The following is a 12303-nucleotide window of genomic DNA, read 5'->3' on the forward strand; positions in this document are numbered from 1 at the left end:
CGGTTCCCGTTCAGGTTCCGGTTCAGGTGCAGATGCAGGTGCAGGCGAGTCGCTTCCGGTACGGGCGATGGTGTCCGAGCGGTGCGGAGCAGGTGCCGCGCGGGTGGCGGTCGCGGAGGCCCGGTTACGCGGTCTCGGCCGGCCGCGACGCCTTGATCGAGTACATCAGCGGGATGCGTGGACGGTCGGCGGGGAAACGGAAGGAGCCGTCGTCCTGCCGCTCCAGCGTAGAGAAACGGGCGAAGAGCGAGATGTCGTGCTCGTGCAGGAACTCGATGCGCAGCCCGGCGGCGGCCAGCGCCGACACCACGTCGCCGATCGGGTGCTGCCATTCGACGCTGCGGTTGTGGAGGGTCGGCGCGTCGAAGTCGGCGTACGTGCCCGGCGTCTCGTCCACCCACGCGTCGCGGCTGAAGTAGTCGTGCACGACCTTCGTACCGGTCGAGTCGTCGAGACAGTCCGTGATCGGGTGGAACTCCGCGAGGTAGAGGAATCCCCCGGGCGCCACGAGTGAAGCTGCCGTCTCGGCCCAGCGCCGGGTGTCGGGCAGCCAGTTCAGCGCGCCGACGCCGGTGTAGACGATGTCGTACGAGGAGTCCGGGACGGCCTCTGCCGCGTCATGGACATCGGCCGTGACGAACGCCGCCCGGTCCTGGGTGAACCCGAGCTCTCGGGCCAGGCCGCGCGCAGTCTCGACGGCCGGTTCGGAGAAGTCCAGACCGACGACGTGCGCGGCGCCGTGCCGGGCCCAGGAGAGGGTGTCGACCCCGATGTGGCACTGCAGATGCAGCAGCGACTTGCCCGTGACGTCCCCGACCTCGGCGCGTTCGAAGTCGCGCAGCGCGTCCTTGCCGGCGCGGAAGGCGTCGAGGTCGTAGAAGTCGCTCACGGCGTGGATGGGGACCCGCTCGTCCCAATGGGCACGGTTGGCCCGCTGCCAGTCGTCGGGGGTCGATGCATGCATGCCCAGGAGGTTATCCACAGACTGAGGGCAATGCGAACGGATTGTCGGCGTTCCGGCGCAGAATGGGGGACATGACTGAGACCACTGGCTCGACGGCGCCGTCCGCACAGGCGACCGTTTCCCTGCCCGCGACCGCCTCCATGCCGGAGTGGGAGCAGCGTTTCCGGGCGCCGCGGGTGTCGTTGCCCGACTGGGCCGAAGACGCGCCGCACCGCGCCCTGTTCGTCTCCAACGCCACAGGTACGTACGAGCTGTACGCATGGGACCGTGCCACCGGCGAGCAGCGCCAGGTGACCGACCGGCCGAACGGGACGACGGACGGTGTGCTGACGCCGGACGGCGAGTCGATCTGGTGGTTCAGCGACACCGACGGGGACGAGTTCGGAGTGTGGATGCGTCAGCCGTTCCACGGCGGCAGCGGGGGCGAGGGCGAGGAGACGGTGGACGAGCCGGCGGCACCCGGCCTCGGTGCCTCGTACCCGGCCGGGCTCGCGATCGGACGCGACGGTACGGCGGTGATCGGCCGTTCGACGGACGAGGACGGGACGACGATCCATGTCGTACGGCCCGGGGCCGCACCCGTCGAGATCTACCGGCACCGGGAGTCGGCGGGTGTCGGTGACCTCTCGTACGACGGGATGCTGATCGCCCTGGAGCACACCGAGCACGGCGATGCGATGCACTCCGCGCTGCGGGTGGTCCGGCCGGACGGGTCGACGGTCGCCGAACTGGACGACACCGAGGGCGGTACGAGGGAGCTGGGCCTGTCCGTGCTGGGCTTCGCCCCCGTCCCCGGGGACACGAGGCTGCTGGTCGGGCATCAGCGACGGGGCCGCTGGGAGCCGATGATCTGGGATCCGCTGACGGGCGTGGAGACGGACCTCGCGATCGATCTGCCCGGTGATGTGAGCGCCGAGTGGTATCCGGACGCCTCCGCGCTGCTCATCGTGCACGGCTTCGAGGCCCGCAGCGACCTGTGGCGGTACGAACCGGGGTCCGGCGGTGCTCCCGTGCGGGTGGAAACTCCCGCCGGTTCGGTGTCCGGTGCCACGGCCCGGCCGGACGGCACGGTGGAGTACCTGTGGTCATCGGCCGCGCAGCCGCCCGTCATCAGGTCCACCTCGGGCGCTGTGGTGCTCGATCCGCCCGGCTTGAAGGCTCCGGCGTCCGTGCCGGTGGAGGACGTGTGGGTGGACGGGCCCGGTGGCCGCGTCCACGCGCTCGTACAGCGTCCCGCCGCTCCGGCCGAGGGGCCGTTCCCCACCGTCTTCGAGATCCACGGCGGCCCGACCTGGCACGACAGCGACGCCTTCGCCTCCGGTCCCGCCGCCTGGGTGGACCACGGCTACGCGGTCGTCCGGGTCAACTACCGCGGCTCCACCGGATACGGCCGCGCCTGGACGGACGCGCTCAAGCACCGGGTCGGCCTGATCGAGCTGGAGGACATCGCCGCGGTGCGGGAGTGGGCGGTGAAGTCCGGGCTCACGGACCCGGCGATGCTGGTCCTGGCCGGTGGCTCCTGGGGCGGCTATCTGACCCTGCTCGGCCTCGGTACGCAGCCGGACGACTGGGCCCTGGGCCTGGCGGCGGTCCCGGTCGCCGACTACGTCACGGCGTATCGCGACGAGATGGAGGACCTGAAGGCGATGGACCGCACGCTGCTGGGAGGCACGCCGGAGGAGGTTCCCGAGCGCTTCGAGGCCTCGTCCCCGCTGACGTACATCGACGCCGTCCGGGCGCCGGTCTACATCTCGGCGGGCGTCAACGACCCGCGCTGCCCGATCCGCCAGGTCGAGAACTACGTGGACCGGCTGAAGGGCCGTGACGCGGTGCACGAGGTCTACCGGTACGACGCGGGGCACGGTTCGCTCGTGGTGGAGGAGCGGATCAAGCAGGTCCGCCTGGAACTCGACTTCGCCCGACGCCACCTGGCCCCGCAGTCGGGCCCGTCCAGCGAGTAGGGGCTTCTGTTCCGTCCTGGGTTTCTGGTCCGCCCGGCTGCTGTTCCCGTCCTGGGCGTCCGTTCCGTCCAGTACGGGCGACCGCCACCGGGCGTCGGTCGGCACCCCGCGCCGGGCGGCCGGAGCGGGGACCGTACCGTGGAGGTGTGTACCGGTTCCTGCTGACCCCACGATGGTGGGGGATCAACCTCTTCGTCGTGCTGGCCATTCCGTTCTGCGTCTTCATGGGCACCTGGCAGCTCGGCCGCTTCGAGGACCGCGTGCAGACGCATGCCGCCGCCGAGAAGCAGCCCGCTCCGGGTACGAGGGCCGCCAAGCCGATCGACGACCTCCTGCCCGTCGACACGGTGACGTCCGGCCGTCCCGCGACCGCGACCGGCCGGTACGCCGACCAGTTCCTGGTGCCCGGCCGGGAGTTGGACGACAAGAGCGGCTTCTACGTCCTGAACCTGCTCCGTACGGACAGCGGCAAGGCCCTGCCCGTGGTGCGCGGCTGGCTGCCCGGCGAGCCCGGCCGCACCGCCGTGCCCGCCGCACCGACCGGCAAGGTCACGGTCACCGGCGACCTCCAGGCGTCCGAGAACGCCGGCACGGCGGGCGTCGACGCGACGGGCGGGCTCCCGCACGGACAGGTCGGCATGATCAGCGCCGCGTCCCTGGTCAACCTCGTCCCGTACGACGTCTACGACGCCTGGGTGACGCTCCAGGACACCGGCGCCGCCGGCGCGCTGCGCCCCGTACCGGCCGCCGCGCCGCAGGGCACCGGGCTCGATCTGAAGGCCTTCCAGAACCTCGGCTACACCGGGGAGTGGTTCGTCTTCGCCGGGTTCGTGCTCTTCATGTGGTTCCGGCTGCTCCGCCGCGAAGCCGAAGCGGCGCGCGACCTGAAGCTGGGCCTCGTCGCAGACACGGATGGGGTTGCAGACACGGATGGGGTTGCAGACACGGATGGGGTTGCGGGCCCGGATGCGGCTGCCGGTCCGGATGGGGGTGCGGCTGCGGGCCCGAGCGCCAAGGGCGGCGCGGACACCCGCCCGGTGGATCCCGCCGACCCCGACGTGAGCGTCGGCGCCGTCTGAGGACGTACACACGTGAGGGGGTCCACCCGCCGAATCGGCTGGTGGACCCCCTCACGCATGCGTCATACGCCGTGCGCCGAAAACCGCGCCGTGCCCGCGCCCGGCGTCACGTGGCGGGGGCCAGCACCCCGGTCCGGTAGATCGTGCCCGCGCAGGCGTTGGTGATCTTCGTCTCCGCGACCGGCGCACCCGCCTCCGGCGTGTGTGTGACGGCGACACTGCCGTCCAGCGCCCCGCCGCCGTCCTCGCTGCCGGACTGCGGATTCATGTCGGCGGACCCGTCCGCGCCGCCCGTACCGGGACCGGCGGCGGTGGCGGTGGCGCCGCCCGTGCCGTCCGCGCCGCCCGTCGGGGTCGGGCTCGGTGAGCCTCCGGCGGTCGGGCAGATGTCCTTCGGCACCCAGGCGAACTTCACCTCGTACGCCATGGACGGCTTCAGCAGCACCGTCCCCTGCTCCTGCGAGGGGTCGGGCAGCCCGGACGCCGCGTCACCCGCCGTGTGCTGGACAACTGTGATAGCGGCCGGGTCGGCCGCACCCATCGCCTGAAAGCCCACGCTTCCGCTGCTGCTCACCGAACAGTCCGTGCCGGAGACGTTTGCGATCCGGAAGGTGCCGTACACCGTGCCGTCGGCACTCGCCGCGCCCGTCTCGGCCGAGGCGACCGAGAGCTGCCCCGGGTCGCAGTTCGGCTGGGACGCCGCCTCGGACGCGGCCGGGTCGGCGGCCCCGCCGGCCAGCCCGCCGTCGGTGCCCTGGCCGCGGCCGTCGGACGGGCTGCCCGTGCTCGCGGGATGGTTCGGGCCGCCGTCGGCCTGCCCGTCGCTGCCACCGCCGTCGCTCTTCCCGCCGGTCCCCGAATCCCTCTCGGTGCCGTTGCCGCCCTGTGCCTGCTCGCCGTGTCCGGCTATCGCGGGATTGGCGGCGTTCGAACCGTCGGAGTTCGCCACATGGACGAAGGCCGGGACGGCCGTGCCGATGAGCAGTGCCGCCGCCGCCATGCCGACGGCGGCCTGCCGTCGCCTGGCGCGCCGGGCGGGCACCGCGCGCTGCAGACGGTCGAGCGTGCCGTCGCCGGGTTCGATGTGCTCGACGGCCCCGTGCAGCATGCGGCGCAGCGCGACCTCGTCCATGTCCGCACCATCGCCCGCACCCGGGTTCACCTGCGAGGCGCTCTCCGATCCACGTTCCTGTGACCCACTCTTCTCCGGCCCGCGCTCCTGCGGACCGTTGCGCTCCGACCCGTCGCGCTCCGGCCCGTCGTTCACCATTTCGCTTCCAGTCAGGTCATTCCAAGGCTCACGATCACGGCCGTTCTCGTGGCCGTTCTCGTGGCCGTTCTCGTTCCTGTGGTCGCGCCGGCTCATACCTGCGCCTCCATCGCGACGCGCAGCGCCGCGATCCCACGCGAGCCGTAGGCCTTGACCGAGCCCAGGGATATTCCCAGTGTCTCGGCCGCCTGGGCCTCCGTCATGTCCGCGAAGTAACGCAGCACCAGAACCTCCCGCTGGCGCCGTTGCAGCCCCCGCATCGCCTTGATCAGCGCGTCCCGCTCCAGTTGGTCGTACGCGCCCTCCTCCGCACTCGCCATGTCCGGCATGGGCTTGGAGAGCAGCTTCAGCCCGAGGATGCGGCGGCGCAGCGCCGAGCGCGACAGGTTGACGACGGTCTGGCGCAGATACGCGAGTGTCTTCTCGGGGTCCCGTACCCGGTTCCGCGCCGAGTGCACGCGGATGAACGCCTCCTGCACGACGTCCTCACACGAAGCGGTGTCGTCCAGGAGCAGAGCCGCGAGGCCGAGTAGCGAACGGTAGTGGGCGCGATAGGTCTCGGTGAGATGGTCGACCGTGGTCCCGGCAGCCACGCCCTCCTCAGCGCCCTCGCGCTGCGACGGCAGCCGTGCGGGACGCGCCGCGGGCATGGGCGCGATCACCGGCATACCGCCGGGCGCGCGGGGCCGTCTGAGCGGTCGCACCGAAGCGCCGCGCAGGGGGCCCACCACTGTGATATCGAGAACCTCTGCCACGCCAGTTGGACACGTTTCCCCCCGTCAGGGTTGTACGCGCGCAGCACCGCGTTCAACACGGTGCGACATGCCCTCATACGTACCTGCTCTTCCCCGAATGCCCCAACTGTGCGCCCCGCCGCGCAAGAGGTGAACGCATAGACGCGCACTGTCCGGCCAGCGGTTGCAGCAGGCCGGAAGGTCATCGTCGGACACCCTGACACCCCAGCTCAAGAGGTTCAGACCTTCAACTTACTCACAGGACATTCACAGAATGTGTATAAACAGGTCCGATCAGGAGCGATCAGGACCGAGGGAATTCGGCGGCCACCGATTCGGCGATCTGCGCCACGTTCAGCGCCGCGCCCTTGCGGAGGTTGTCGCCGCAGACGAACAGTTCCAGACCCCGGGGATCGTCCAGCGACCTGCGCACCCGTCCGACCCAGGTCGGATCGGTGCCCACGACGTCGGACGGTGTCGGGAAGTCCCCCGCCGCCGGACTGTCGTACAGCACCACGCCCGGGGCCGTCGCCAGGATCTCGTGGGCCCGGTCGACCGCGATCTCGTTCTCGAACCGCGCGTGCACGGACATCGAGTGCGTCGCGATCACGGGTACGTACACACACGTCGCCGCCACCCGCAGGCTCGGCAGATCCAGGATCTTGCGGCACTCCTCACGGATCGCCAGTTCCTCCGACGACCAGCCGTCACCGGCCTCGGTCCCGGCCCAGGGCACCACGTTGAGGGCCACCGGTGCGGCAAAGGGGCTGCCTCCGGCGTCGCCCACGGCCCGCCGTACGTCTCCGGGCTTCGTGCCCAACTCCGTACCGGCCACCATCGACAGCTGTTCGCGCAGCGCCGCAACGCCGTCGCGGCCAGCCCCGCTCACCGCCTGGTACGAGGAGACGACCAGTTCCCGAACGCCGAATTCGGCGTGCAGCGCGCCGACCGCGACGATCAGCGAGAGCGTCGTGCAGTTCGGGCTCGCGACGATGCCGCGCGGCCTGATCCGTGCGGCATGCGGATTGATCTCGGGCACGACCAGCGGAACGTCCGCGTCCAGCCGGAACGCGGCGGAGTCGTCGATCACGACCGCGCCCTTGGCGGCGGCGATCGGCGCCCACTGCGCGGAGACGTCGTCGGGCACCAGGAACAGCGCCACGTCGACACCGTCGAAGACTTCCTCGGCGAGTTCGAGGACTTCGCTCTCCTCGCCGCGTACGACCAGCTTGCGCCCGGCCGAACGCGGCGAGGCGATCAGCTTCACCTCGCCCCAGACATCCGCGTGCTGCGAAAGGATCTGGAGCATGACACCGCCGATCGCCCCGGTCGCTCCGACGACCGCGAGCGAAGGACGGCGCGCGGTCATCGGCCGGTGCCCCCGTAGACGACGGCCTGGTCGGAATCGCTGTCGAGACCGAAGGCGGTGTGCACGGCGCGCACGGCCTCGATGACATCCTCGGCGCGGGTGACGACCGAGATGCGGATCTCGGACGTCGAGATCAACTCGATGTTCACCCCGGCATCCGAGAGTGCCTCGAAGAAGGCCGCCGTGACGCCCGGGTTGGTCTTCATGCCGGCGCCGACCAGGGAGATCTTCGCGATCTGGTCGTCGTAGCGCAGCGACTCGAAGCCGATGGTGCCGCGGTTGCGTTCCAGGGCGGCGATGGCCTTGCGGCCCTCGGACTTCGGCAGCGTGAACGAGATGTCGGTCAGACCGGTCGACGCGGCGGAGACGTTCTGCACCACCATGTCGATGTTGACCTCCGCGTTCGCGATGGTGCGGAAGATCGCGGCGGCCTCGCCCGGCTTGTCGGGCACGCCGACGACGGTGATCTTGGCCTCGGAGACGTCATGGGCGACTCCGGAGATGATCGCGTGCTCCACCTTCTGGTCCCCTTGCGGCTCGTTGCTGACCCAGGTTCCGCGCAGTCCGGAGAAGGACGAGCGGACGTGGATCGGGATGTTGTAACGGCGTGCGTACTCCACGCACCGGTGCAGCAGCACCTTGGAGCCGGACGCGGCCAGCTCCAGCATGTCCTCGAAGGAGATCCAGTCGATCTTCCGGGCCTTCTTCACGACCCGCGGGTCGGCGGTGAAGACACCGTCCACATCGGTGTAGATCTCACAGACCTCGGCATCCAGCGCGGCCGCGAGCGCGACGGCGGTGGTGTCGGACCCGCCGCGGCCGAGCGTGGTGATGTCCTTCTTGTCCTGGGACACACCCTGGAACCCCGCGACGATCGCGATGTTCCCCTCGTCCAGCGCCGTACGGATACGGCCCGGCGTCACATCGATGATGCGCGCTTTGTTGTGGACCGAGTCGGTGATGACGCCTGCCTGGCTGCCCGTGAACGACTGGGCCTCGTGGCCCAGGTTTTTGATCGCCATCGCCAGCAGGGCCATGGAGATCCGCTCTCCGGCGGTCAGCAGCATGTCGAACTCACGCCCGGCAGGGATCGGGGATACCTGCCCGGCGAGATCGATCAACTCGTCCGTCGTGTCGCCCATCGCTGACACCACGACAACCACCTGGTTGCCGTTCTTCTTGGCATCGACGATTCGCTTGGCGACACGCTTGATGCCTTCGGCATCGGCTACGGAGGAGCCTCCGTACTTCTGCACGACAAGGCCCACGTGCGCTCCTCGCTCAGTCCATTACTGCGGTCGGCTCAGTTTAACGAGTAGTCCGGAATCGCCCCGTCGATACCACATTGTGAGATGTCCCGCTCAGTACGTGATCATCGGCGCATCGCTCCGAACTGCTCGTACGGGGCTGGTGCCCGCCGATCGGGCCCGCACTCCCGTATGTGGTCCAGCCCACACGCACGGTGCGCCGGGTCCACGATGCACGAGCAGTCCACCTCCAGCGTGGACCGGAACCCCACGGTCCGCCCTTCGGAGGCCTCCACCATGCGTACGCCGCTCCGCGCATTCCCCGCGCTCCCCATGCTCACTCCGGTGATACGGGGCCCCGACTGCTGACGCCACACCCGGCGTGCCGCACCCGAGCAGGTGGATGCACTCCTGAAGCAGCCGGGCCATCTCTTCCACCGTGCGGCAGCCGGTGGAAGAGATGGCCGGGGCGTGACGGCCACGCTCGAATCGTCGCCGACCACGACCACGTCGTGCGGCACACGTCTGCCATGCTCCCGCAGCACCTGGCACACGCCCTGGGCCACAAGGCCGTTGGCCGCGAACACCCCGTCGATCCCCGGGTGCTCGCTCAGCAGCCTGTCATGGCCTCCGCGCCGCTGCCGCGCGTGAACCCGCCCTCGGCACGGGCGCGAACCGGCGGTACACGCCGCCCCACCCCCTTGAATGACCCATGAGGGGGTGGGGACACATGTGAAGGGGGTGGGGACACATTCCCTGAACGTGCCCCCACCCCCCTCGTTCATCTCCTGGCCGCACCCACTACCGCAGCACGCTGACCTCCTCGTCGGTGAGCGCACCGGAGAAGGCCCGGACCTGGTCGACGGCCCCGTGCAGGTACTCGCCCCACCCATCTGCCGTGCGTCCGCGGCCGAATTGAAGGCGTCAGCATGCACGCCACCCTGGGAGAGGGCGGTCATCGGGTGCTCCGGCTCCTGGTCGGCCAGCCGCACGATCGCGCTCACGGTGAAGCTGTCGCCGGTGTCAACGACCGGCTTCTCCGTGGCCGCGTAGCCCGAGCGGCCGTCGAGGTTCAGATGGCCCTCGTCATCGAGCACCAGGTCCCAGGGGTCGCACTCCAGGTCCGTGGGGTCGCACACGTCGTCGTACCGGTGGATCGACGCTCCCGGACCGAGCTTCAGCGGCTGTCCCCCGTTCGTCTCGGGGCTGACGCCTTCCGGCTCGGTCTCCAGGCCCCAGTGGCCCAGCAGTTGGGCTTTGCGGCTGCCGAGCTCCGCGACCTCGGCAGCCACCGCCACCCGGTCGTAGACCCGCACATCGCCGATCTCGCCCTGCCAGCGGTCCCGGTATCCCGTCGCACCCCGGGCCCGGCCGATCTGGAAGTCCCCGTCGCCCGCCGCCGGGGTCCCCGACTGCTCGTCACCCACGGCTTTGCCATTGACGTACAGCCGCGCCTTGCCCGTCCAGGCGTCGTACCGGCCGAGCACATACGCCCACTCGCCCACCTCGGGCAGGCCACCGGTCAGTGGTGTGCCGCCCACGGCGAGCGACCAGGCGGGCCGGCCGTCGACCTGTCTCAGGCCCAGCGTGAACGCGGGCCCCTGCCCGGCGTCCTGACTGACAACCGTCCGCCTGCCGTCCACCGCGGCGGGCCGCACCCAGGCACCCACCGAGAACGTCTTGTCCGTCGCGACGACCGGCGCGTCCGGCGTCGCGAAGCCGTGCCCGGTTCCGTCCAGGCTCACCGTGGACGTCACGTCCGTGCCGGAGGGAGCGCCCGCACCGAACGTGGCTCCCGTCCCGACGCGGGCGGCAGGGCCTGCTTCGGCGGCCGCCTTCCGCGAGCCCGCCGCGTCGGTCAGCTTCCAGCGCGCTTCCGGCGCACGCCCCGAGCCCACTCGGAACTGGTAGTCCGTCGGCTCGCTGCCCCGGCCCGCCCGGTCGAAAGCCTGGACATGCAGCCCGGCGCGCCCGGAACCCTCCGGAAGGCAGTTGACGCCGAGGAGTTCCGGCTGCTCCCGTCGGAGATGGTGCGTGTGGTCGTCCGGATCACGCCCGAGCGTGTGGTGGGGACCATCGCCGGGTGACCGTCGCCGGGTGACCGTCGCGGTCGGGCAGCGCCTCGTCGCAGCCGACGCGGGGGTGACGTCCACGCAGCGGACCCCCGGCACCCCGTGAACGCGTTCGACGAGGCGCCTGGACGGCTGTGTGTCACGTTGCCGCGAGGGGCCGGGGCGCGTCCCGCCCGGGCGTCGCCCGCTACTGCACGGGCCGCAGTCCCAGCGGTGCCGCGATCTCCTCCGCCATCACCCGGCCCGCCTCCTCGGCCAGGTCGTCGTCGACCGTCTCCGAGTCCGTGTCCAGCCCGTCCAGTTCCTGGAGGGGCTGGTTGAGCCGGATGTGGGCGATCAGGGACTGGAGGGCGCGCAAGGTGGCGGATGCGGTGGAACCCCAGTTGGAGAAGTAGGAGAACTGCCACCACCACAGGGCCTCGGTCGTGCGGCCCTCTTCGTAGTGGGCCAGGCCGTGGCGCAGGTCGGTGACCAGGTCGGCCAGGCCGTCGGAGATACGGGCCGGGACCGGGGCCTTGCGCGGCTCGTACGGGTCGAAGACCTCGGAGTAGACGTCGATCGGCTCCAGCAGGGCGGCGAACCGCTCGCGCAGACCGTCGGCGTCCGGCTCCGCGCCGAGATCCGGCTCGTAGCGCTCGTCGGGGACGATGTCCTCGTACGCGCCGAGCCGGCCGCCCGCCAGCAGCAGCTGGGAGACCTGGAGCAGCAGGACGGGGACGGCCTCCTCGGGCTCCTCGACCTTGGACACCTCGGTGACCGCGACGATGAACGTCTTGATCTGGTCGGCGATCTGGACGGCGAAGTCGTCCGGATCCTGCGTGACGGAGTTCAGCGTGGCGTCAGACATCGAGGGGACCTCCCGTGGGCACGGTCGCGAACGGTGAGAAGAACATAGCGTCGCTGAACGTAAAGCCGTTGTGAGTCGACGCAAGAACATCAGACGTCGCGGTCGTGAAGACATCACACATCGTGAAAGCACCAGGCGTCGTGCAGGCATCAGACATCGAGCAGGCGCCTCCCCTCGAAGGCGCGGCCCAGGGTGACCTCGTCCGCGTACTCCAGATCGCCGCCGACCGGCAGACCACTGGCCAGTCTGGTGACCCGCAGGCCCATCGGCTTGATCATCCGTGCCAGGTACGTCGCGGTGGCCTCGCCCTCCAGGTTGGGGTCGGTGGCCAGGATCAGTTCCGTGATCGACCCGTCGGCGAGACGGGCGAGCAGTTCACGGATGCGCAGGTCGTCGGGCCCGACGCCCTCGATCGGACTGATCGCGCCGCCGAGCACGTGGTATCGGCCCCGGAACTCACGGGTCCGCTCGATCGCGACGACATCCTTCGGTTCCTCGACCACACAGATGACCGTCTGGTCGCGGCGCGCGTCCCGGCAGATATTGCACTGTTCCTGCTGGGCGACGTTGCCGCAGACCGAACAGAACCGGACCTTGTCCTTGACCTCGAGGAGGGCATGGGCGAGACGGCGCACATCGGTCGGCTCGGCCTGCAGGATGTGGAAAGCGATCCGCTGCGCGCTCTTGGGACCGACGCCGGGCAGCCTGCCCAACTCGTCGATGAGGTCCTGAACCACGCCTTCGTACAACGGGATCGCCT

At 70.4% G+C, this 12303-nt stretch carries 10 protein-coding genes; 2 read left to right on the plus strand and 8 right to left on the minus strand.

All coding sequences use genetic code 11. The features are described 5' to 3' along the window. Positions 1-124: 124 nt before the first annotated feature. Positions 125-964 carry a class I SAM-dependent methyltransferase gene (locus OG936_RS15690; RefSeq protein WP_406495396.1) on the minus strand — a complete coding sequence of 280 codons (840 nt, stop codon included), beginning with the start codon at positions 962-964 and terminating at the stop codon, positions 125-127. Between the two features lie 71 nt (positions 965-1035). Here OG936_RS15690 and OG936_RS15695 point away from each other — a divergent pair, with 71 nt between their 5' ends. Then, positions 1036-2925, plus strand: coding sequence for a S9 family peptidase (locus tag OG936_RS15695; RefSeq protein WP_406495397.1), 1890 nt, complete (start codon positions 1036-1038; stop codon positions 2923-2925). Between the two features lie 146 nt (positions 2926-3071). Beyond that, positions 3072-4004 carry an SURF1 family protein gene (locus tag OG936_RS15700; RefSeq protein ID WP_406495398.1) on the plus strand — a complete coding sequence of 311 codons (933 nt, stop codon included), beginning with the start codon at positions 3072-3074 and terminating at the stop codon, positions 4002-4004. A gap of 106 nt (positions 4005-4110) precedes the next feature. Here the strand turns inward: OG936_RS15700 and OG936_RS15705 are convergent, their stop codons facing one another. The 7 genes from OG936_RS15705 to recR all read right to left on the minus strand — a co-directional run bounded on the left by OG936_RS15705 (position 4111) and on the right by recR (position 12292). After that, positions 4111-5370 carry a hypothetical protein gene (locus tag OG936_RS15705; protein WP_406495400.1) on the minus strand — a complete coding sequence of 420 codons (1260 nt, stop codon included), beginning with the start codon at positions 5368-5370 and terminating at the stop codon, positions 4111-4113. After that, positions 5367-5942 (minus strand): SigE family RNA polymerase sigma factor, encoded by a 576-nt coding sequence (locus tag OG936_RS15710; RefSeq protein ID WP_383757477.1) that lies wholly within the window; start codon positions 5940-5942, stop codon positions 5367-5369. Before OG936_RS15710 ends, OG936_RS15705 begins: the two co-directional genes overlap by 4 nt. A gap of 370 nt (positions 5943-6312) precedes the next feature. After that, positions 6313-7377 carry an aspartate-semialdehyde dehydrogenase gene (locus OG936_RS15715; RefSeq protein WP_406495402.1) on the minus strand — a complete coding sequence of 355 codons (1065 nt, stop codon included), beginning with the start codon at positions 7375-7377 and terminating at the stop codon, positions 6313-6315. Then, positions 7374-8645 carry an aspartate kinase gene (locus OG936_RS15720; protein ID WP_406495403.1) on the minus strand — a complete coding sequence of 424 codons (1272 nt, stop codon included), beginning with the start codon at positions 8643-8645 and terminating at the stop codon, positions 7374-7376. Before OG936_RS15720 ends, OG936_RS15715 begins: the two co-directional genes overlap by 4 nt. Positions 8646-8749: 104 nt before the next feature. Beyond that, the gene (locus OG936_RS15725; RefSeq protein WP_406495405.1) at positions 8750-10777 is read right to left on the minus strand and encodes a LamG-like jellyroll fold domain-containing protein; all 2028 of its coding nucleotides are present in this window, start codon (positions 10775-10777) and stop codon (positions 8750-8752) included. Positions 10778-10883: 106 nt separating this feature from the next. Further along, positions 10884-11543, minus strand: a complete 660-nt coding sequence (locus tag OG936_RS15730; protein ID WP_406495406.1) for a DUF5063 domain-containing protein — start codon at positions 11541-11543, stop codon at positions 10884-10886. 149 nt (positions 11544-11692) lie between these two features. After that, positions 11693-12292: a recombination mediator RecR gene (gene recR / locus OG936_RS15735; RefSeq protein ID WP_351086039.1), complete on the minus strand. Its 600-nt coding sequence runs from the start codon at positions 12290-12292 to the stop codon at positions 11693-11695. Between the last annotated feature and the right edge of the window lie 11 nt (positions 12293-12303).

Source organism: Streptomyces sp. NBC_00846, from assembly GCF_045207325.1.
Classification (GTDB): domain Bacteria; phylum Actinomycetota; class Actinomycetes; order Streptomycetales; family Streptomycetaceae; genus Streptomyces.